Here is a 22260-nt window from a genome sequence, read left to right on the forward strand (position 1 = left end):
TCAACTGATCACCAGCGGTTTCGCGGGAACGGAGTACCGAGCGCGTTCATCGCCGTCCGCGTTCGTCGAGCTCGGTGTAGTTCATGGCGCCGTTCGTGGATCGCAGGCCCGCGGGCCGGACGATCGACCGGTGATTCCCTCCCGCAGCGGAAGGCCGTCCCCATGACATTCCGAATCCACCACGCTCTCCGCGATTTGCACCGTCGGCGGCACACCGACCCGCAGCACCGCTCGATCATCGTCATCGACGTAGCCGGCTTCGGACGACGCCCGGACCCGGCCCAGGTGCGGGTCAGAAGCAGCCTGGACCGGATCGTGCGTGCGGCCTGCCGCGCGTCGGGGTTGCCGCGGGCGCGGCTCGTGTTCGAAGATCGAGGCGACGGCGTGATCGTGTTCGTCCCCGCGACCGTCTCCAAAGCCGTGCTGGTCCGGCCGTTCGTCCCGCAGTTGAGCACGTTCCTGCACGAGCACAACGCGAAGGCGGAGGCGGTCCACCGCATCCGCGTCCGCCTCGCGGTGCACGCCGGCGAGGTGGTCCGGGGGCCGTACGGCTGGCTCGGCGCCGACCTCAACCTGACGTGCCGGCTGGTCGATTCGGCACCGCTGCGGGAAGAACTCGTCCGCCGGCCGTGCGCGGACCTGGTCGTCGCCCTCTCGGACGTGGTCCACCAGGCGGTCGTGCGGCACGGGCATCGCGGAACCGCGCCGACCGAGTACACCGCAGTGCCACTGAAGGTCAAGGAAGTCGCCACGCGCGCTTGGATCCATCAACCGGCGCGCGAAGACTGCCCGGTCACCGCCCTTCGCGCGCCGGATCACCGCTCCCGCTCGGGGACCGCGCTCGCCGCGGTGACCAGCTGATCATGCGCCGCGACCAACCCGGCGACTCTTTTCGGGGGCGGCATGTCGCGGTGGTAGCTGACTCGCAGCAGCTGGCTTCCCAAAGCAAGGTGCCATTCCCACCGGCTCCGCCGGAAATCGGCCTTCTCCCGCAGCTTCGGACAGATTTGCCGGAGCTGCGCCGTGAGCCAGCCGAGGCCGCTCAGGCACGCGATCGTCGACGGGTCCGTGGAGACCGCGCACAGGTCGCCGGACAGCGCGCCGACCGCGGCCGCCAGCTTCCGCCACACCGGAACTCCTTCGAAGAAAGCCGATTCCGGGCCCGAGTCGATCCCGTACATCAGGAGGTCGACCGCGAACCGAGCCGGATCGACCGCCCAGTGCGCCTTGTCGAAATCGCTGAAGTCGATCAACGCGGGCGACGGGTGGCGCCCCGGGTAAACCAGCACATTGCGACCGTGGAGATCGCCGTGGCCGAAGCAGAGATGACTTCGCTGGGGCAGGTTCCGTTCCTGGACACCGGGCAGCCGTCCCTCGGTGACGAACGCCTCGACGTCGGCGAGCAGCGTGGACGCGTCCTCGAGCCGGCCACCCCGTGGGTGGATGAGCAGCGGCGCGAGCTCCTCCAGCGCGCGCAGCACGAGGCATTGTTTGTAGTACGGGAGCATGAACAGCGAGGGTGCGCTTCCGTCGCGATCCTCTCCGGTCGTTTCGTACAGCACGCCAAGGCAATCGGAGAACAGCAGGTCGAAGAGGTCCCGCACCAGTTCCGGCGCCGGTCCGGCCGCCAGCCACGTGTGCAGCGGCACGGCGTCCCGGTCGAGGTGCGCGCCCGTCGCGCACCAGCCGTTCACCGGGCCCACCGGCCGTTCCGGCTGGAGGGGAACGACGAACCGTTGCGGCAGCAGCTGACGCGCGTGCAGGGCACCACGGGTCTCACGGACGAGGTTCTCCTCGGCCCGGCTCACCTTGAGCACGTGGTGCACGGTCGGTCCTCGCCGTACCCGCGCGGTCGTGCTGCACACGCTCGCCCCGGACGCGCCGGGCACCAGGCACTTGACCTCGACGGTATCGGCGACGTCGTCCGTGGCTTCCAGCACGAGCCGGTGCAGCTGCGTCAGCGTCGCCTCCTTGACCTCGAACAGAAGGGCCTGGACGGCGGGGTCGGTGGGGTCCGCTCGCACCTCGACCTCGGTGACCCTTCCGTTGCCGAGCAGGTGGTTGCGGATCGCCGCGGCCACCACGGCCGGGCTCGTCGTCGTCTCGGTGCTGAACTCCGCTCGCCGGAGCACCTTGTGCGCCCCCAGCTCCTCGGCCTTGGAGAACAGATCGTGCCGGTGGCCGTCACCGGTGCTGATCGCGAAGACGTAGGCTCCCGGGGCGACCGCGACGGCGCGCTGCACCAGCTCGAGCCCTCGTGGCTCGTCGCCGCCGTCCAGATCCGGGCGTTTGAAGAGCAGATCGATCACGCAGAGGTCGAACGGCGGTTCGTCGGCGAGCAGCCGATGCGCTTCGTTCGGATCCCCGACCATGGTCCAGTTGACCGTCCAGCCCTTCGCTTTCAGCTGTTGGCTCAGCCGGAGGCTGACCGAGTTCCGGTTCTTTTCGACGTCGTCGACCATCAGTCCGCGGATGACGTGTTCCATTCAGGCTCCCTGCCAGACGGACAAGCCGATCTCCGTCGCGAACGTCCACTCGTCGTCGAGCGGTGTCGCGGTGATCGAACCGCCGAACGGGCGGAGCTTGTCGTTGAGCGTTCGAAGACCGTGCCCGGGCTGGGTGCTCGGACGGGTGCCCGTGTTCCGGATCACCAGCGACAGCCGTCGGCCTTCGCAGACGCTGTACTCGACGCGCACGATCGGCGTCGCGGCTCCGCCCCCGTGTTGCCGGATGTTCGCGATCGTGTGCGTCACGACCTCGTCGAGCAGGGAAGCCGGGCAGAAGACCTCCGTCCGGTCCCCGACTTCCCGCGCCAGGGTGGCGAAGTCCACTCCTGCCCCCTGCACGACCCGGTCGACGCGGGGGCCGGGTACGACCGGCGCGGACTCCACGAGCTCGACGAACACCGCGGTACGCCCGGCGTCGAGGTGCGTCGCCGTGAACATCCGATGCCACCAGCGCAGCCGGGCCAGCAGGTGCCGGTGTTCCCGGAGCCAGTCCGGGTCCGTGGGTGTCCACGGTCGATCGATCATGTCTTCGAGCTGGTCGTGCACCCGCTGGAGCTCGGAGAAATCGGGATCGGAGATCGCGGCCAGCAGTCGTCGCTGGTCCTGCCGCCCGACGCGGTCGGACACGTAGTCACCGGCGATGATGTCCGTCAGCGCGGTCATGTTCACGAGGGCTCGCTGGCAGAGCTGCGTGCGGCACTGTTCCCAGTCGGAGAGCGCCTCTCTGCTGCGCGGGGGCGGCGGCTGCGCGAAGACGAGGTCTTCCACGAAGTCCCGGACCCGGAGCAGAACCGCCTCCATCCGGTGGTCCTGCACGTGCCTGCTGAGCTCTTCGTGCAGCAGCCACCATCCGTGCTGGGGGTTGCGCGGGCGCGGCCACGCTTTGGCGTCGACGACCGCGAGCAGTTCCTTGACCACTCCGACCGACTTGCGGACCACGTCGGTGTCGCCCGGGCCGAGCAGGGATTCGAGCCGGTCGCGGCACCGGATCAGCGCCGACCGCAGGGCGGCGTGGTCGATCGGCATGTCCTCCAGCGGCCGGCGAAGCAGGCGGTGGCACTCGAGGAAGAGCTGGTCGCTGAGCTCTCGCTCGTCGATGGCGACAGCCCGGGCGAGCAGCTTGGGCAGGAGCTCGACGAACGTCTCCGGCTTCGCGGCGGCCATCACCATCACGGCCTGGGTGCGGAACCAGGCGTGGCCGGTCTGCGATCGTCGCACCGCGGTTTCGCAGATCGCGGCCAGCCGCTCCCGCGCGTCGGCGAAGCGCAGCGGCGGCAGCTTCAGCCAGTTCTGCTCGGCCGCGGTCAGCCGCACGAGACTGTCCCTGGTCCACTTCACGCGGGGCACGGCTTCCGTGTCGATGTCGTCGAGCCCGCCGATCCGGTCGAGCACCTCCTGCCGCGCCGCCGTGTCTTCGAGCGCTCTGAGCAGGAGGCCCCGCCACCGCAGGTAGTCGGCCATGTCCTCGGCCCGGATCGGCACCTTGAAGAGGTCGACCGGCACCTCACCGAAGACTTCGGTCCGGGTGCGGAGCCGGGTCCTTTCCCAGAGCCGTTTCGCATGGCCCCGCAGAGCCCGCGGGGCCGACTCCGCGTACTCCTCGTAGAGGTCTCTCGTCTCGCACAGCGAGCAGTCGGGAACCGCCATGCGGCCCAGGCTGCTCGTCGCCAGGAAACGCACCTCGGTGGGCACCGCGGGCCTGGCCCGGCCGCTCCGGCGGGCGCGCAGCGCGCTGACCGCCCGCAGAACGTCGGACTCCTGGTCCCCGAGCTGGTTGAGCAGGACGAGCGCGAGGATCGCGGATGCTCCTGCCTCGGCCGCGAGCCGGATCATCTGATGGATCGACTTCGCGCTCAGCGCACCCCAGTCGACGACGACCACGGTGCCCAGTTCCCGTGGCGCCGGCAGGCTGGCCGGGAACATCCACCGGTTCCCGGCGACCGCCCGCGGGATCGGCAGCACGTCGGTGACAGTCGTCCCCTCCTCGACGAGGACGCTCCGCACCAGCTGGGCGAGTTTGGCCGCGTAGTCGACGGGCCCGCCCGGGTGCCAGATCCGGCACCGGCCGAGGTCCCCCGCCCCCGGACCGTCCGCCTCCCACTGGCGCGTCACGTCGTGCACGCTGTGGCGGATCGCGGAGCGCACCTCGTCGCTCACCCCCTTGCCGAACAACAGGTGGTCCAGCTGCGGATAAGCACTGAAGTGGCGGGCGCGCGGAATGCTCTCGACGTGGCCGAGCCGCAGGGAGTCGTCGTCCCTCGCGCACCAGCCGAGCAGGGTTTCTTCGGTGATCGGGGTGCGTGGCGGCGTACCGACCTCGTCGGGCGCGACCGGCCGCCGGTGGATCGGGTTGATGTCGACCGGCACGGCACCGGCCCGCGGTGGCACCGCAACCTCCGCGGTGACCAGGGAGAGCACCGCGATGTCCCGGTTGAACATCCGGATCGGACCCGAGTGGGTCCTCGTGTCGACCACACAGGCCACGGCGACGGGCACGGCGCGATTGCCGACAAGCGCGGCCGCCGCGCGCCGGGCGGTGTTCTCCGTTGCGAGGATGTCGGCACAGATGACGACGTTCGCCCGGCGGGGCACCTGCTCGCTGACGGGAATACCGTCCAGATCCAGCTCGCCGGGGAGGTCGTAGTACCGCCCGTCGCGGTACAGGCATTCGCTCAGCTGAGCCGCCAGCTGTGCGGGTGTCGTCGAGGCACGGGCCACCACCAAGGAGCCGTCGTGCTCCTGATCGGCCAGGGATGCTTCCTCGACCGCCCGCGCGAGGAGAAAGGCCGCGAGGTCCAACCCGACCGTGCCGCGCAACAGGGAATCGACGTCGATCCACCGGTCGGCCAGGCGGAGCATCGGCGTCCGGAACAGCCCGGGCACCACCCCGGGGCCGCTCTGCCCGATCGCCTCGGCGAGCGTGTCCCGGACGTAATCACCGAGGGCGCGCACCGCGTCGCCGGCGGAGACGTGCAGGATCACCTCGGCCGCCGTCACGGTGATCAGGTGCGAGTGCCTGCCGAGCGTCGGCCACAGCTCGTCGGGCGCCCGGCCCGCCGCCGCCCACAGCCGGACGACGTCGGCCACCGGCAACGCCCCGCCCGCCGCGGTCAGCCCCTCCAGTACGGCGCGCAGGCACACCGAGCCGCCGCACCACAGGGGTGCACCGGACGCGCTCAGCACCAGAATCGGGTTCGGTGTGCGGCTCCACTGGGTGAGCTCCCACTCCTGCTCCTCGTCGACGTTGAGCCCGGCGACCATGAGGTCGAGCAGCCGCGGGTCGGCGTTCGGGAAGACCAGGACGACCGTGGCCTGGTGCGGAGTCAGGCTGGCCACGTGCAGGGCCCGCGACAGCGCGGTCTGCACCGCGGCGTCGGAGAGCGCGTGGTCCGCCTGCCTGACGGCGATGGTCGCCACCACCCCCGCCGAGCGCCCGCCGTCCTGAGCCAACAGCGCCGCCTCGTCCAACCGGGCGCGATCCGCGTCCCCGATGCCGTGCTCGGGGTCGAACTCGCAGGGGATGACTTCCCACCGGGTGTCGGAGCGGGCGCTGGACCGCCACTCCCACGGGACCGACAACGCCCGCGTGAGGTAGTCGCGGATGACCAAGGTGACCTCCACGACGGTGCCCGGCGCCCACGCCGGTTGCGGTTCGTCGAAGTCTTCGACCGTGCTACCCGGGTACACCTTCCCGATCGCCGCGTCGGCCGAGCGCGTCACGACGCTGCCGTGGTAGCTGCGGACCAGCCGCGCGACCCGCCAGAGCCCCACCGCTCCCGCCTGCCCGTCGGAGCCCTTGCCGGCGATGTTCCGCTCGAAAGCCTGCAGCACCAGATCGCGGGTCGGCACCCGGTCCGCCGACGGATCCCGGTCGAGGGACAGCCGCCGGAACAGGCCGATTCCCGAATCCGCGACGACGAGCTGGAGCACCTGGCCCCCGGGGACGCCGCTCGCCAGCGCTTCGGCCAGTTCTTGTGCCGCACGGGGAAGGTCACGGCCGCGGCCGACGTAGACGTCGTCGTCGACCAGCACCGCGGCGATCAGCGCGTACGTCGTACCCGGCGGGCCGGACGCCGCGTGCAGGCCGACGTTCTCGACGAGACCCGAAACGACCGCGAGCGTGATGGCTCGCGCGTCCGAGCGCGAGAGTCCCATGTCCTTGAACCGTCTCTGCGCGTCGCGGAGGACATCCGCGGCCACCGCGCCGTGCGCGTCGACCGGGACCCACCGAAACGGGAGGATCCGCCGGCGGCGAAGCAACTTCGCCTCGTCGAGTGCGGTGGGCGCGGCCCCGGGCGTGCTCTCCGGTCCCGGTTGGCCCAGCCAGGGTGCGGCGGAGTCTTCGACCCGCACGGCGCCCTCCGGCCAGTGGGACGCGTGCAAGGCTTCGAGGAAGCCGACGTCCCGCATGAACGCCCTGGCCTCCTCCCGGGCTCGGGCTTGCCGGGCCACCCGCCGCTCGAGCGACTCGAACGCGATTCCGCCGCCGGCCGGCTCCTCGCGCTCCCCGGCCTCCACGACCGGCAGGTGTCCGGTGGGCAGCACCACACTCGCCCGGACACCGTCACGGACAGCCGCGTCCAGGAGCACCAGTGCGCGCGCCAACGTCTCGAAGTGGACGAACTCCACCAACGCGAAGTCGAGCCGGAACCCTTCCGCCGCCACTTCCGGCCGCCAGCCGTCGGCACCGGTGAACGGACTGCCGGCACCGCTCAAGCGGCTCTCCCACGCCTCGACGGTGAGCAGATCGGGCAGCCGGTAGACGATCATTTCCGATACCCCCTCGGCGGTCCCGCCGCCCAACGGCGCGGCGGCGAAAAATCATCGGATGACCACGCAGATCCACATTCGATCACCAAATCTTCGCTCCGATCCCACCGTGTGCAGAATTGTCCAGCGTCTGTCCTTGACCACGAACACGCTGTGCGCTTCCGTGGAGAACACCCGAATTCCGGAGGCGCGTCCATGCCGCAGTGCGACCGCGACACCGAATCGCGGAAGCACCTTTCCCCGGCGGGTTCCACTCTCCAGTCAAGCGCGAACACCGCCACTCCGGAACTCCGCGCCGAATCCTCGAACATCTTCGGACGGACAGCGCGCCGCGTGTCCGGAAACTCGTACGTTCTCGTACACAGCAGGAGACTCCGCCGATCGGCCGTTCGGACGAACGCTCAGGACCGCGCGCCGGTCCTCGCCCGGATTAATCGCGTTCGGCAGTTCGGCAGCGATCACCTCGGACCCGAAGGGAGAAACGACTCGTGACGCATCCCGAGCCCGATCCGAAGCGGATCAACGATCGTGCGGAATTCGGGCGGGCCCTCGAAGCGCTCTACCTGCGGGCCGACCTGAGCCTGCACAAGGCCGCGCGCCGGACCGGACTGCCCGTGACAACACTCCACGGCTACGTGCGCGGCCGAAATCTGCCCCAGCGCGGGCGCGGTCAGGAGTTCATCGCACTCCTGAAAGTATTGGGTATACATGACGAAAAGGCGCACGACGAATGGTTGGCCGCGATTGAGCGGATCCGTCGCCGGCCCGGTCCGGAACCCGCGGGCCGACCGGTCCCCTACCGCGGCCTGGAAGCGTTCGACGAGCAGGACACCGAGTGGTTCTTCGGACGAACCCGGATCACGGACCTGATCCTGAGCCGGATCCGCACCCGGTCCTCGCGCGGACGTCCCCTGTTCGTCGTCGGTTCGTCCGGTGTCGGCAAGTCGTCCGTGCTCAGAGCCGGCGTAATACCGGCTCTCGCCCGCGCCGGCGATCGGCTCGTCCTGGTCATGACACCCGGGCAGAAACCGTGTTCACGGCTCGCCGGCCTGCTCGGGGTCGACCCGGCCGACGTGGCACGGCAAATCGAGGCCGATCCGTCGGAGCTTTCCCGGCACCTGCTGCACCCGGCCCTTCGCGAACGCCTCGACTCCGGGGGCCGCGAAGGCGCAGTTCTCGTCATCGACCAGTTCGAAGAACTCTTCAGCGCCGAAACCGGCGAGACCGAACGCCAGGCCTTCCTGCACGCGATCGCCTACCTCGCCGACGGGCTCGCCAGTGGAGCCGCGCCGACCGTCGTCGTGTTGGGGATGCGCGCCGACTTCTTCCCCCAGGCCACCGATGACCCCATGCTCGCCGGCGCGCTCAACGACGGCCAGGTCGTGGTCCCGCCGATGTCGCGCGAGGAGCTGACCAAGGTCATCACCGGGCCCGCTTCGAAGGCCCGGCTCTCGCTCGAACCCGGCCTGGTCGACCTCATCCTGCGTGACCTCGCGCCGGCGGGCTCGACCGCGGCCTGCGATTCGGGTGCGCTGCCGCTGCTGGCCCACGCGCTGCGGATGACCTGGGAGCGCAGGCAGAACGGCGCGCTCACGGTCGCCGGGTACAAGGAGTGCGGTGGCATCAGGCAGGCCGTCGCCCAGACGGCGGAAGCCATCCACGAGGAGCTCGGGCCGGCCGGGCGGACCCGGGCGCGCGGGATCTTCCTGCGGCTGGTGCACACCGGCGACGCCTTGCCGGACACCCGCCGCCGGGTGCCCGCCGCGGAGATCGAGGCCGGCGCGGCGGACGACGCTTCCGCGGAGGTGCTGGACCGGTTCGTGAACGGGCGCCTGCTCACCATCGCCGAAGACGGCGTCGAGATCGCGCACGAGGCACTGATCCTGGCCTGGCCCCGGCTCCGGACCTGGCTGGACGACGACAGAGCCGGTCACGCCCTGCACCGGAGACTGGGTTCGGCCGCGCAGACGTGGCGGGAATCCCGCGAAGACAGCGACCTGCTGTACCGCGGCGGCCTGCTCGCCGGGGCGAACGAATGGGTGGGACAGCCGGGTCACGACACGCTGCTGAACGCCACCGAGCGCGACTTCCTTGACGCGTCGAACGAGCGCCACCGCGCGGAGCAACGCGACCTGCGCACCAAGCGGCGAATCCGGCGCGTGCTGATCTCGATCATCGCCGTCAGCGTCCTGCTCGCGAGTGCGATGGTCAGCTATGCCATCACGCAGTCGGCGGCGAGTGACCGGCAGCGGGACCTGAGCCAGTCCCGGGAACTCGCCACCCAGGCCGATCGGTTCCGCACGAGCGACGTGTCGCTGGCCGCGCAGCTGAGCCTCGAGGCCTACCGCATCTCGCCGACTCCCCAGGCCAGGGCGAGCGTCCTGGACGCGACCGCCAGCCCGCTCGCCACGCGGCTGCTCGGTCCCCTGCAGGTGCTGCAGGCCGTGGCCACCACTCCGGGTGGCACACTCCTCGCGACCGGCGGCACCGGGCGTGAGGTCCAGTTGTGGACCCGCCGCGCCGGCGAACCGCCGGTCAAGGCCGGGCGGGCGTTCTCCGCCGCGGACGACACGATCTTCACCGTGGCTTTCGGCCACCGGGGCTCCGTGCTCGCGACCGGGGGAGGCGATCGCCGGGTGCGGCTGTGGGACGTCACCGAACCGGAGAATCCGGTGCCGCTCGGCGATCCGCTGACCGGCTTCGGCAACACGGTGTACGCAGCAGCTTTCAGCCCGGACGGCACCCTTCTCGCGGTCGGGTCGGCGGACCAGACCGTCCGGCTGTTCTCGACGGCGGACCCGGCCCGGCCCGCCCTCGTGGCGACGTTGACCGGGTTCACCGGCTTCGTGCAGGCGGTGGCTTTCGCGCCCGACGGCCGCACGTTGGCCGCGGGCGGCGCCGATCGCACCGTCCGGCTCTGGGACGTCGCCACGCCGGCCCGGCCGGCGCCGCTGGGCAGTGCTCTCGGCGGCTCGACCGGCAAGGTGCTGGCCGTCGCCTTCGCCCGGGACGGGCGCACCCTCGCCGCCGGGAGTGCCGACAAGAACGTCTACCTGTGGAACACCGCCGACGTCCGGCGTCCCGTGCCCGTACCGGCCTTGACCGGGGCCACCGGCCGGGTGAACGCGATCGCGTTCGCTCCCGACGGCACCACGCTTGCTGCGGGGAGCTCCGACAGCTCGATCCGCGTCTGGGACCGGACCACCGGCCGGGTGATCGTGTCCCTGCCCCACCCTGGACCGGTGACCGGCGTGCAGTTCCTCGACGGCGGCGCGGCACTCGCAAGCGTGGCCGCCGACGGCGTCACCCGCGTGTGGCCGATACCCGGGCAGCGGATCGGGAACCGGGTCAACAGTGCTCTTTCACTGGAATACGCCGGCACCCAGGACACCCTCATCACCAGCGCGGGCATCGTGGCGAACACGACCGAACTCTGGGACACGACGAACCCGGCGCGGCCCGTGCGCCGCGGTGTGCCGCTGGTGAATCCCGGTGCCGGCGGCACCTTCTCGGGGTCGGTGGCCCTGAGCCCGGACGGCCGGACCGCCGCCACCGGACTCGACGACGGTTTCGTCGTGCTCTTCGACGTCTCCGACCCCGGTGCTCCCCACGTGCTCGGCCCACCGTTGCACGCGAGCGACAGCTTGGTCGAAACGGTGGAGTTCAGCCGGAACGGCAGGCTGCTGGCCGTCGGCACGGATGACCGGGCGGTCACCCTCTGGGACGTGCACGACCCGCGGTCCGCCACGCAGGTGGCGACGCTCCAAGGCCCGGGCAACAGCGTCTACTCGCTTTCCTTCAGCGCCGACGATTCCCTGCTCGCCGCCGGCAGCCTCGACGGAAAGATCTGGCTCTGGGACGTGAGCCACCCGGAGGCGCCGCGAGCTTTCCCGCCGCTCACGGGCTTCGACAGTTACGTCCACTCCGTCGTGTTCGCGCCGAAGGGCAGGCTCGTCGCGGCGGGCAGCGCGGACAAGACCGTCCGGCTGTGGGACCTCGGAGACCCGGCCGCACCCCGCGCCCTCGGCAATCCCCTGGTCGGCGCGACGAACTACGTCTATTCGGTGGCGTTCAGCCCCGATGGCGGCACCTTGGCCGCGGGCGGGTACGACCACACCGTCTGGACCTGGGACATCACCGACCCCGGCGCGCCACGCTGGCTCGCGACGCTTACGGCCGCGCAGGACTCGGTGTTCGTGGTCGAGTTCACCCCGGACGGGCACACGCTCACCGCCGGCACCGCCGAGAAGGCGATCCGCCTGTGGGAGACCGATCCCGGCCGAGCCGCGACGCAGATCTGTGCCGTGGTGGGGCAGCGGATCACCGAGGCGGAATGGACCCGCTACATCCCCGACCGGCCTTACGAGCCGCGGTGCTGATCGCCGGGGCACCGCGACCGGTTTGTCAACCCGTAGTCAGTATTGGGAAATCACCACTTGCACCGCCCTACGGAAGTCGGCTCCGGCGCAGGCTAACAACCGGTAAATTTTCGACAGCGCGCGCAAATCCGGCAAATCCCCGTCCCCCACGAGGAGTCTTCCGATGTCGAGGAAGTTCGCCCTGGCCGGCGCTGTCGCGCTGGCTCTGGCCGTGACGCCGATCGCCGCGGGCACCGCGTCCGCCGCGCCGGCCTCCACCCAGCAGGAAGCCGCCGTCACGACGGTCTACTACAGCACCGCCAGCGCGCCGACGTTCCGGTCGGTCATCAACGCCGGTGCGGCCAACTGGAACCGCAGCGTCACCAACGTCAGACTGGTCGAGCGCAACTCCGGCGCCAGCCTGCGCTACACCGAGGGCAACGACCCCCGCGGCTCCTACGCCTCGACCAACGGGCACGGCAGCGGCACCATCTTCATCGACTACACCCAGGCCCGCCAGTACAACCCGACCCGCATCGCGGCGCACGAGACCGGCCACGCCCTCGGGCTGCCGGACCACTACTCGGGTCCGTGCTCGGAACTGATGTCGGGTGGCGGCCCCGGCCCGTCCTGCACCAACGCGGTGCCGAACGCGACCGAGCGCGCCCGGGTGAACTCGCTGTGGGCCAACGGCCTCGTGGCGACGAACCAGCAGCAGGTCTACGAAACGATCTACGGCTTCTGATCGCACGCGCGGCGGCCCCGGGGCGAGCGCCTCGGGGCTGTCGCGTTTCCCGGTGAAAACGGCCGACGTAACAACGCCCGCGAAAAACGCGACTTCCGGGGTGCTGACCGCTATCACGATCGTGCTACCGGCAGTAACACGAGGCACGCGGACTGCTACCGTTTGAATGCTCGCGCGGGAGGCATTCCGGACGACCGATCGACAGATCCGATGCGGAGGGTCATCGCATGAGGACCTCGACCGAGACAATCGCGGGATCAAGCCCCGATCGGCGTACGCTGAACAGCGCAGAGTGTCGTTCGACCGCTTTTCCAGGCCGCTGTGAGACCGTCCCCGCAGAGGTACCCGGCACGCGACGCGAAAGGTGCTAAGCCATGACCACCGATGCGGCCGCTCCCGAGCGGGAAGCCCCCTCTCCGGACCCTCCCGGAGAATCGATCATCGACCAGTCGCCGCGCCGGAAGGTCGGCAATTCCGTCTACGTGTCGGTGCCCGGCCCGGTCCCGAAGATCAAGGCCAGGTCGTCGAAGAAATAGCTCGCTAACCGAGGTTGATCGCGTACTCCGCGGCCAGCTGAAGGCTGACCAGGAGCTGGTTGGTGCGTTCGGAGTCCAGCTTGCTGATCAGCGACAGGTCGCCGGGCGCGACTTCGTCCCCGTTCGGGTTGACGACGAACGTCGAATTCAAGGTGATCGCCCCGACCGTGAGCACGTCGGCCGGTTCGCCGCCGATGAGCTGATCGCTCCCCGTCCCCGACATCAGGATCGGCGCCGCGAGGATGCCCCGCCAGATCTGGGCGATGGGCGACGGCGTCAGGTTCGCCGCCTGCGGAGCGCCCGTGAACACGGCTTGCGCGGCCGCGAAGTCCGAACCGCGGTCGACGGTCACGTGGTGCCGGAGCGACCATTCCTCGCGGTGGGTGTAGACGGAAGTGCCGACCAGGTTGATCGTGTAGCGCCGCCGCCCGTTCTCCTGACCGCGGGTGCGAAGCCACAGGAACAGGCCGAAGTTCTCGCCGGTGTTGCTCCCGAGGGCGTGCTCGTCGTAATCCTGGGCCAGATCGCGGAGGACGTCGAGTGGCCCACCCGGGATCTCGAGCGCGTCGTGCAGCCTCGTGGTGAGGTCTTCGGCGGCGTCGCCGGCCGGGATCTCCGCGAGCGGCTCGCAGCCGATCGCGGTGTAGCACGTGTCCAGCGCCTTGGTGAGCCGGCGGTTGTAGACGAGCGAATCGGCGCTCTCCACCCCGGGCCGGTAGCGGTCCGGCTCCACCACCGCGAGCGCGAGGTCGGAGATCGCCTGGTTCAGCTGCGAGTGGGACTTGAGGAAGATCGGCTTGAGCCCCAGCATCTTTTCGAGGTAGCGCGCGGAGCTGATGGCGTAGCGGGCGGCCTGCGTCGGTGACACGTCGTCCACCGCCGGAGGCACCACGAGCGAGAACCGGGGCGAGGTCGCCGGTGCGCTCTCGTAGAGGGGCCCCACGAGGTTCGGGTCGGACATGCCCAGCCCGATGAAGAGGGTGCAGGCGTTCTCGAGGGAAGCCGAGATGATCTCCCGGACCTGGGCGCCGTACTTGAGGAACTGGGATTCGGTGAGGATGATCGGCTCTTCCGGGTTGCGCGCCTGCCGGACCAGACCGTGCAGGTGGAGAACGCCCACGTGGTCGGGGTGCCGGTTCCAGTCCGTCCACGCCGCGCTCCCACCGGGCCTCATCGAGAACGACTTGACGTCCTTCTCGTCGAAGTAGGCCAGCAGGGACTCCTCGAGGATGATGTCGAAGTTCGTCGTCAGCAGCCGGGTGTCCGCGCGGGTCGCGTAGGTCAGCCGGGCGATCGACTTCGCCAGTTCGCCCGGGATCACCTGCAGATCACGTTGGTACAGGGCGTCCCGGATGATCTCGTGGTCCTGGATGTTGCGGTTCTCGTCCTTGATCAGCTGAAGGATGATCTCGGCTTTCCGCATGAGGTCGGCGCCATCGCGGCTCGCGAGGTTGCGGACCTCGGGGTCACCTATCGTCGCGGTCATCTTGTCGATCAGCGCGCGCCAGGACGGCAGGCTCGAGTTCATCGAAACCCCCGCGCCGACGACGATGGTCAGCGGCAGCTCCCGGTCGCGGACGGTTTCGAACAGCTCCCGCAGGTACGGCTGGGAGCGGAAGGAAAACGTGTCGCCCTTCTCGAACACGCCGGGATCGACGATCTTCGAGTGGAAACTCCCGTGCATGCTCGCCCTCGCCGCGCTTCGCGCTGTTCTTACGATTCCCCCGGCACCCGCTCCCTTCCAGGTCGTGCAGCGCCGCGGACTCGTTACACCGGCCGATTTCCTCACACGATCGGCGGCGGACAAACGGGGACACAAGGCACCCGCGCGGATTGTCCCGCTTTTGTCCAGCTGCGGAAGGGACCACCTCAGGTCCGCGCCGACGGGTGCCGAGGCGCGAGCGGAGAGGATCGCCGCCTGACTTGGCTCAAATTAGTGCGCACCGCGGTCGTGGATGCGGGTGAGGGCATCGAGGAGGTCGTCGGGTAGCGGGTCGACGGCGGTGAGGGTGTGCTCGCCGGCCTGGATGCTGATGGTGCGGTAGCGGCGGGTGGTGCGCACGAACTTCTTGATCGACCAGCCGGTGGTCTGCTCGATCCACCTGCTGACGGCCAGGGCGGCGAACACGACCGTCAGGTGCGCGTCGATCGACTCGCGCTTGTGGTGGTAGATCGGCCGCGCACGTAGGTCGTGTTTAGACATTCGGAACGACTTCTCGATGTGGAACAGTCGGTGGTAGGCGTCGATCACGAACTCGGCGGTGACGTCCGGGAGGTTGGTGACGTAGCCTTTGAGGCCGGCAAGGGCGCGTGCCTTGGCTTCCAGGGTCCGGTTGACACTCTTGGTGGCGCCGGTGAGCTGGATGAACCGGTTGCGTTTGACCGCGGTCTTGCCGGCGACGGCCTGCTCGGCCTTGGCGACCTGTTCGTCGATGCCGTGCAGGGTGCGCCGAGCCCGGTCCGCCCGGTACTGGTAGTAGATGATCTGGTCGCGGCGCTGGTCCTTGGGGCCGGCAGGCCAGGGCTGGGTGAAGATGTGCCCGTCGGGGATCTGCTCATCCGGGTGCTCGTGGCGCCACGCCTGGACCACGTACGGCACGTCGGGTATCCGCGCGCCGAGGATGAACGACAACCCCGCGGCCTCGATGGCCTGCTGGTTGGCCGCAGAGATCATGCCAGCGTCGGCCACGACCGTGACATCAGCCAGCTGGTGGGCATCCATGAACGCACGGATGGTCGGCAGCATCGTAGTGGTCTCGCCCCGGTTGCCCTCGAACGCGTTGACCATCAACGGAAACCCGCTTGCGTCGGTGAGCAGCCCGATCGTGATCTGCGGCTCCAGGCGGCGTTCTTTGGAGAACCCGGGCTCACGGAACCCGTCCCCGGCATCGGTCTCGAAGTACAAGGTGGACACATCGTAGAGAACCAGTGACGCCGGCCCCAGATCAGCGGTGCGGGCGCACGCCGCGGCCAACTTCTGCCGCCAGGACTCTTTCGCGAACGCGGGCAGACGCCGCTTGAGGGTCGCGTACGCCGGCGGGTCGAAACCTGCCTCCTCGACCACCCGCAGACTGTCCAGCTTGCTGGTCGGCTCGACGATCCGTGCCAGCACCAGTGATCGGAACACCTCGTCACCACCAGCGGCCTCCTCGAACCCCAACAGCTGGTAGGCGTGGCCGAGCGCGTCCCACAGGTACCCCATCCGCGACGACGTGATCGCAAGCGGCCCACCACCAGCACCACTGCCGGCCTGCAACGCCGCGAAGTCCGGGCCAGAGTCGAGCTCGGGCTGCCCCACAGCCAGACGCTGCCTCGCCACCGCCTTGAGCGCCTCCAACGCCGCATCGTCATGCGCCGAGCCGATGTGCTCGATGTCCCGCGACCCGCGACGCGAGGAGTGCACGATCTGCACCACCCTGGCCCCCGACGCCGTCTTCACCGTGCGCACATACGCCACGAGAGACAGCCTGGAACCGGCCGCTTAGTGCGCAGATTTTCGCCGTTCACACGACGAAACCGCAGCTCAACAGCCAGCACCCTACCCAAGATCAGCGATCTTGAGCCAAAGTCAGGTAAGGTGACGGAATGGTCATGCGGGTGGCGGTTCCCGTGCTGCCGTGCCGAGATGTGCAGGCAGCGCGGTCATACTTCACGGACGCGCTCGGATTCGACACCATATTCACCTGGGAGACCCCACCTAGCTACGCGGCCGTGATCCGCGACACCGCCGAGTTCCACCTGTACGCCGAAAGCAGCGTCGGCCCGGCCAGGGTGACGGTTGTCGTCGACGACGTCGATTCCTGCCACGACGAGCTGCGCGCCCGCGGCGCCGACATCGTCGAGCCACCGGCTGACCGGCCCTACGGGATGCGCGACTTCAACGTACGGACACCCGATGGGCACTTGTTGATCTTTAGCCAGCCGCTTACCGAGTACGGGTGACCATCAGCGGACCAGCCGGAAGAATGACCGGACCTCGTCGACGAACAACGCCGGCTGCTCGAACGCCGCGAAGTGGCCGCCCTTGCCGGGCTCGTTCCAGTACCGGATGTTCGGGAACCGGCGCTCCGCCCACCGCCGAGACGGGCGCTGCAGCTCCTTGGGGAAGACCGAACAGCCGGTGGGTACGGTCACCGGCGCGCCGGCCGACCCGGAGATCCATTCGTTGACCTGCCGGAGGCTTTCCCAGTACAGCCGGGCGGATGAGGCACCGGTGCCGGGCAGCCAGTAGAGCATCAGGTTGTCGAGCAGCTCATCCCGGGTAATAACCCGATGCAGGTCGCCACCGGAGTCGGTCCACGACCAGAACTTCTCGACGATCCAGGCGCAGAGGGCGGCCGGCGAGTCGACCAGCCCGTAGCCGACCGTCTGCGACCGGGTCGACTGCTGCGCCGAGTATCCGGAGCCCCATTCGTCCGCCTCCCGCAGTGTCGCGAGCGCCGCCCGCTCGGCACCGGTGAGGTCGTCCAACGTGGCCGGATCGGGCGGTGCGAGCGGCGGCATGAGATGGATGCCGGCGACCCGATCGGGTTGCCGTTGACCGATGCTCGTGGCGATGCTGGTGCCCCAGTCGCTGCCCTGGGCGCCGAACCGCCGGTAGCCGAGCCGGGCCATCAGCTCGCACCACGCGTCGGATATCCGCTCGATCCCCCACCCCGGCGCGGCCGGCTTGTCGCTGAAGCCGTAACCGGGAAGCGATGGGCAGACCCCTGGAACCGGCCGCTTAGTGCGCAGATTTTCGCCGTTCACACGACGAAACCGCAGCTCAACAGCCAGCACCCTACCCAAGATCAGCGATCTTGAGCCAAGTCAGGTCGAACACGCCGGGATCGACGATCTTCGAGTGGAAACTCCCGTGCATGCTCGCCCTCGCCGCGCTTCGCGCTGTTCTTACGATTCCCCCGGCACCCGCTCCCTTCCAGGTCGTGCAGCGCCGCGGACTCGTTACACCGGCCGATTTCCTCACACGATCGGCGGCGGACAAACGGGGACACAAGGCACCCGCGCGGATTGTCCCGCTTTTGTCCAGCTGCGGGAGGGACCACCTCAGGTCCGCGCCGACGGGTGCCGAGGCGCGAGCGGAGAGGAACGCCGCCGGGGCTGCCGGTCTCGCACCGGCTCGGCTGACCCTGACCGGGACGAAATCGGTGATCGTCCCGATGGCGCCCGGGCACGGCGACAATACGGTCGAACCATGCGAAAAGCCCTTCTCGCCGGGCTCACCGGCGTCCTCCTGACCACCACGGTTTCCGCGGCCGCCGCCGCGCCGGCCCGGCTCGGCCTGCCCGCGCCGGCCGGGCCGTACGCCGTCGGCCGCACCGAGCTGCACCTCGTCGACCACGCCCGGCCGGACCCGTGGGTCGCGGGCACGACGCGGGAGCTGATGGTGACGGTCCGGTACCCGGCGCGGCCCGGCGGCGGCCCGAAAACGCCGTACATCGCGCCGGGAGCCGCACAGCTCATCGCCGAAGAGGACGCGCGTCAACTCGGCATCGCCGCCGACCGGCTCGACTACACCTTCCCGGCGCATGCCCGCGCCGACGCGCCCGCCGCGGCGGGGCGACGGCCCGTGGTGCTCTATTCGCCGAGCGCCAAGTACCCGCGTTCGGTCGGGACGGCGTTGCTGGAGCAGCTGTCCAGCGAGGGTTACGTGACCGTGGCCCTCGACCACACCCACGAACCGGCGGCGGTCGAGTTCCCCGGCGGCCGCGTCGAACGGCGGGCGCTGCCACCGGGCACCGACGGCAAGCTCCTGATCGCCACGCGGGTGGCCGACACCCGGTTCGTCCTCGACGCGCTGGAAACCCTTACCCGCGGCGAAAACCCCGACGCGGCGCTGCCCGCCGGGCTGTCCCTCGACCTCACCCGGGTCGGCATGTTCGGCCACTCCGCGGGCGGGTTCACCACCGGCGAGACGATGGTGCACGACCGCCGCGTCGCCGCGGGCGCCGACCTCGACGGCAGCATGGCGTACTCCCAGTCCACCCGCGACTTCGGCCGGGTGGCCGACGAAGGCCTGGACCGGCCGTTCCTGCTGCTGAGCGCGGGCGACCACAGCGCGGCGTCCGACGCTTCGTGGCAGGAGTTCCTGAACCACCAGCGCGGGCCGGTCCACCAACGCCACCTGGCGGACGGCGAGCACTTCAGCTACACGGACTACCAGGCGCTCCTCCCCCGGCTCGGCCTCGACCCGGCGACGCTCGCGCCGCTCATCGGCACCGTCGACGCGGGGCGCAGCATCGCCGGGCAGCGCGCGGCGCTGAGCGCTTTCTTCGACCGGTACTTGCAGCACTGATTTTCCGGCCCGCCGCGGCTGGTCGCGAGTGGTGATTCGGGTTCTGACCCGAATCACCACACACGACGTCAGTTCAGCTGCAAGTAGTCCAGTTCGGCGTAGCCGGTGCCGCCGGCGAAGAACGGCGCGCCCTTGGCCAGCCGGATCACGTTGTAGCCCGCGTGGAGGTTCACCGGCGTCGAGACCGTGCCGAAGCGGCCCCAGCCCGCGGTCGGCGGGTAGCTCACCGTCGCCCAGGCCCCGCCGAGCAGCTGGGTTTCCAGCCCAACCGGGCGGCCGTCACGCTCAACTCGGGCCGCACGTACACCGTCGGGATGATCACCACCGACACGATCGGCCGGTTCAGCATCCCGCTCATGATGGGCGCGGAGGACGCGCTGGGCGCCGGCGAGATGTCGGTCTTCCTCTGCGACGCCCGCGACGACCCGATCCGGGAGCAGTACTACCTGCGCACGCTGCTGTCGCGCCGGGTCGACGGCATCATCGTCACCGGCCGCCGGACCCAGGGCCGCCCGCCGATCGGCGCCGCGCTGCCGATCCCCGTGGTGTACGCGTTCATCAGCTCGGCCGACCCGCACGACTGCTCCGTCGTGCCGGACGAGGCCGGCGGCGCGCGCAAGGCCGTCGACCACCTCCTGGCCACCGGCCGCCGCCGCGTCGCCCACATCACCGGCCCCGAGCACCACCACTCGGCTACCGTGCGCGCGGCCGCCGCCGCCGGACGGCTCGCCGAGGACGGGCTCGACCTGGTCGGCGCGCCGATGTTCGGCGAGTGGAGCGAGGCGTGGGGGCGGCAGGCGGTGCGGATCCTGCTCGGCGCCGACGTCCCGTTCGACGCGGTGTTCAGCGGCAGCGACCAGATCGCCCGCGGCGTCGCCGACGCCCTGCAGGCGGCCGGGCGGCGCGTGCCCGACGACGTCGCGCTGGTCGGCTTCGACAACTGGGACGTCATGGCGCTGGCCTGCCAGCCGCCGCTGACCAGCGTCGACATGGAGCTGGAGGCGCTCGGCCGGACCGCCGCCGACCTGCTGCTGGCGGCGATCAACGGCGAGCCGTCCCCCGGCCGGCACACGCGGCCGTGCCGGCTGGTGATCCGGGACTCGACGGCGTAGGTCACCGCCGGGTCCACTGCTGGTTGGCCCCGCCGCCGCAGGCCCAGAGGATGATCTTCGTGCCGTTGGCGGTGGCGGCGCCGCTCGCGTCGAGGCACAGCCCGGACAACGCGTTCGTGATGGTGCCGTTGGCGTTCAGGGTCCACTGCTGGTTGCGCTGGCCGTTGCAGTCCCAGATGACGACCGCGGTGCCGTTGGCCGTTCCGTTGTCGTAGGCGTCCAGGCACTTGGTGCCGTTGACGACGAGCTGGCCGCGCACCGGCACCCACGTCTGGTTGGGGCCCGCGGCGCAGTCCCACAGCTGGGCCTGGACGCCGTTGGCGATGCTGTTGTCGTTCACGTCGAGGCACCGGCCCGACTGGGTGCCGGCCACCTGGACGCCGGTGGTACCGGGCAGCGGCAGGATCGCGACGTCGGTGACCTGCGGTGGGATGCCCGTGACGGTGTTAGTTCCCTTGCCCAGGGAGACGATCGCGGAGACGGTCTCGGCCGCTCCCCCGGTCGCCGGGAAGGCGAGGACGGTCGGCTGCTGGCCGTTGACCGCCAGGGTCGGGGTCTGCGCGGTCGTCGCGCGGTAGGTGAACGTGGCGACGACCAACCCCGTTGCCGCCGCGGCGATCGCCGTGTTCGGCGGGTAGTGGGCGGACGCGGTGTCGGTGCCCTGCACGGTCAGCAGCACGGAGTCGTTGGCCGGGACGCTCACGCTGTAGCCGGTGGCGTAGCTGCCGTTGTCCTTGGCGGCCCAGAGGTTCCGCACTTTCGCCGACGCCGGCGTCAGGCCGAGATCGGTCCACCGCACGGTCATCGTCGCCGCCGACGACGTCCGGTTGAGCAGCAGCACCGCGCGTTTACCGGTGCCGCTCAGGACTTTGCCGTACACCTGGAGGCCGGCGGCGTCCTCGGCGACCTTCACCCCCTGCAGGCCGCGCGGGTCCTGGTCGACGGCGATGACTTCGCGGTTCTTCAGGATCGCCGCGGTGTCCGCGCTCATCGTGGCGAGGTTGTTGCCCGCCAGCAGCGGCGCGCCGGAGATCGCCCACATGCCCAGTTCCGTGCGGCCCTGCGCGGCGGTCAGGCCGGGCATGCCGACGGTGAGCATGTCGGGGTCGTTGACGTACCCGGTGTGCTGCGAGACGGGGTGCTGCGCCTGGTCGAAGTTGGTCAGAACCTGCGGGAGGGTCGCGGTCTGGCCGTAGTAGATGATGTCCGTGCTGGTGCGCCACATCGGGGCCGTCCCGGCGCCCCAGTTCCACGGGTTCTTCTTGCCCCAGTTGCAGATCGACAGCGTCAGCGTGCGGCCGGTCTGCGCCGTCGCGGCCTTGTTGGCGTCGCTGATCGCGCGGTAGGTGCGCACCGGGTCGAGGCCCTCGGCGTCGCCGCCGCACCAGTCGACCTTGACGAAGTCGAAGCCCCAGCGCTGGAACTGCAACATGTCCTGCAGGTAGTGGCCTTCGCTGCCGGAGCCGGGCGCGGCGGGACGGCCGGTCGGGAAGTAGTAGCCGCAGCCGTCGCGCCCGGCGTCGGTGTAGATGCCGGCCTTCAACCCTTTGCCGTGCAGGTAGTCCGCGATCGCCTGCATGCCGCCGGGCCATTCGCTTTCGTCGACGACGATGTCGCCGGCGGAGTTCCGCGTGCCCTGCCACCAGCCTTCGTCGATGTTGACGTAGCTGTAGCCGGCGTCCTTCAGACCGGTGGAGACCAGCGCGTCGGCCTGCGCTTTGATGACGGAGTAGTCGATCTTGGCCGCGAAGGAGTTCCAGGACGCCCAGCCCATCGCGGGCGCCGGGACCGGGGCTTCCGCGGCACTCGCGGTCCCCGCTCCCAGGAGCATGCCGGCGATCAGCAGGAGCACGGACAACGCGTGGCGCAGCTTCATGGCGGGGCTCCGACTTCGTCGTCGAAAAATGTTAGCGTTAACATTCCGGGCTACGGGTGAA

14 protein-coding genes are annotated in these 22260 nt (G+C 70.0%); 7 read left to right on the forward strand and 7 right to left on the reverse strand.

What is annotated here, in order from left to right; translation table 11 throughout:
- Window positions 1-162 precede the first annotated feature (162 nt).
- The gene (locus ABFJ78_RS33970; protein WP_436391030.1) at window positions 163-861 is read left to right on the forward strand and encodes a hypothetical protein; all 699 of its coding nucleotides are present in this window, start codon (window positions 163-165) and stop codon (window positions 859-861) included.
- Here ABFJ78_RS33970 and ABFJ78_RS33975 read toward each other — a convergent pair.
- On the reverse strand, window positions 816-2486 hold the full coding sequence (locus ABFJ78_RS33975; protein WP_436391032.1) for a phosphotransferase: 1671 nt from the start codon (window positions 2484-2486) through the stop codon (window positions 816-818). The two genes, ABFJ78_RS33970 and ABFJ78_RS33975, sit on opposite strands and share 46 nt — an antisense overlap.
- The gene (locus ABFJ78_RS33980) at window positions 2487-7277 is read right to left on the reverse strand and encodes a hypothetical protein (RefSeq protein ID WP_436391034.1); all 4791 of its coding nucleotides are present in this window, start codon (window positions 7275-7277) and stop codon (window positions 2487-2489) included.
- A 488-nt stretch (window positions 7278-7765) separates the two neighbouring features.
- Here ABFJ78_RS33980 and ABFJ78_RS33985 point away from each other — a divergent pair, with 488 nt between their 5' ends.
- The 3 genes from ABFJ78_RS33985 to ABFJ78_RS33995 all read left to right on the forward strand — a co-directional run bounded on the left by ABFJ78_RS33985 (window position 7766) and on the right by ABFJ78_RS33995 (window position 12916).
- Window positions 7766-11656 (forward strand): nSTAND1 domain-containing NTPase, encoded by a 3891-nt coding sequence (locus ABFJ78_RS33985; RefSeq protein WP_436391036.1) that lies wholly within the window; start codon window positions 7766-7768, stop codon window positions 11654-11656.
- A gap of 163 nt (window positions 11657-11819) precedes the next feature.
- Entirely contained in the window at window positions 11820-12380 is a 561-nt protein-coding gene (locus tag ABFJ78_RS33990) for a snapalysin family zinc-dependent metalloprotease (RefSeq protein ID WP_436391038.1), read from the forward strand.
- Between the two features lie 374 nt (window positions 12381-12754).
- A complete protein-coding gene (locus ABFJ78_RS33995; RefSeq protein WP_436391040.1) occupies window positions 12755-12916 on the forward strand; it encodes a hypothetical protein in 162 nt (53 codons plus the stop codon).
- Between the two features lie 4 nt (window positions 12917-12920).
- On the opposite strand, the gene ABFJ78_RS34000 is transcribed toward ABFJ78_RS33995, so the two are convergent.
- Together ABFJ78_RS34000 and ABFJ78_RS34005 are read right to left on the reverse strand one after the other, a co-directional pair.
- Window positions 12921-14600, reverse strand: coding sequence for an SIR2 family protein (locus ABFJ78_RS34000; RefSeq protein ID WP_436391042.1), 1680 nt, complete (start codon window positions 14598-14600; stop codon window positions 12921-12923).
- A 249-nt stretch (window positions 14601-14849) separates the two neighbouring features.
- Window positions 14850-16373, reverse strand: coding sequence for an IS1634 family transposase (locus ABFJ78_RS34005; protein ID WP_436391043.1), 1524 nt, complete (start codon window positions 16371-16373; stop codon window positions 14850-14852).
- Between the two features lie 128 nt (window positions 16374-16501).
- On the opposite strand from ABFJ78_RS34005, the gene ABFJ78_RS34010 reads away from it, so the two are divergent.
- Window positions 16502-16858, forward strand: coding sequence for a VOC family protein (locus ABFJ78_RS34010; RefSeq protein WP_284742606.1), 357 nt, complete (start codon window positions 16502-16504; stop codon window positions 16856-16858).
- A gap of 3 nt (window positions 16859-16861) precedes the next feature.
- Here ABFJ78_RS34010 and ABFJ78_RS34015 read toward each other — a convergent pair whose 3' ends face one another.
- Window positions 16862-17695, reverse strand: coding sequence for an alpha/beta fold hydrolase (locus ABFJ78_RS34015; protein ID WP_436391046.1), 834 nt, complete (start codon window positions 17693-17695; stop codon window positions 16862-16864).
- A 415-nt stretch (window positions 17696-18110) separates the two neighbouring features.
- On the opposite strand from ABFJ78_RS34015, the gene ABFJ78_RS34020 reads away from it, so the two are divergent.
- Window positions 18111-19211: an alpha/beta hydrolase family protein gene (locus ABFJ78_RS34020; RefSeq protein WP_436391048.1), complete on the forward strand. Its 1101-nt coding sequence runs from the start codon at window positions 18111-18113 to the stop codon at window positions 19209-19211.
- Between the two features lie 68 nt (window positions 19212-19279).
- Here ABFJ78_RS34020 and ABFJ78_RS34025 read toward each other — a convergent pair whose 3' ends face one another.
- Window positions 19280-19438 (reverse strand): hypothetical protein, encoded by a 159-nt coding sequence (locus ABFJ78_RS34025; RefSeq protein ID WP_436391050.1) that lies wholly within the window; start codon window positions 19436-19438, stop codon window positions 19280-19282.
- 87 nt (window positions 19439-19525) lie between these two features.
- Between ABFJ78_RS34025 and ABFJ78_RS34030 the strand changes: the two genes are divergently transcribed.
- Window positions 19526-20323, forward strand: a complete 798-nt coding sequence (locus tag ABFJ78_RS34030; RefSeq protein ID WP_436391052.1) for a substrate-binding domain-containing protein — start codon at window positions 19526-19528, stop codon at window positions 20321-20323.
- Between the two features lies 1 nt (window position 20324).
- Here ABFJ78_RS34030 and ABFJ78_RS34035 read toward each other — a convergent pair whose 3' ends face one another.
- Window positions 20325-22199 carry an RICIN domain-containing protein gene (locus tag ABFJ78_RS34035; RefSeq protein ID WP_436391054.1) on the reverse strand — a complete coding sequence of 625 codons (1875 nt, stop codon included), beginning with the start codon at window positions 22197-22199 and terminating at the stop codon, window positions 20325-20327.
- Window positions 22200-22260 lie beyond the last annotated feature (61 nt).

It is taken from the genome of Amycolatopsis sp. MEPSY49 (assembly GCF_051337345.1).
Classification (GTDB): domain Bacteria; phylum Actinomycetota; class Actinomycetes; order Mycobacteriales; family Pseudonocardiaceae; genus Amycolatopsis.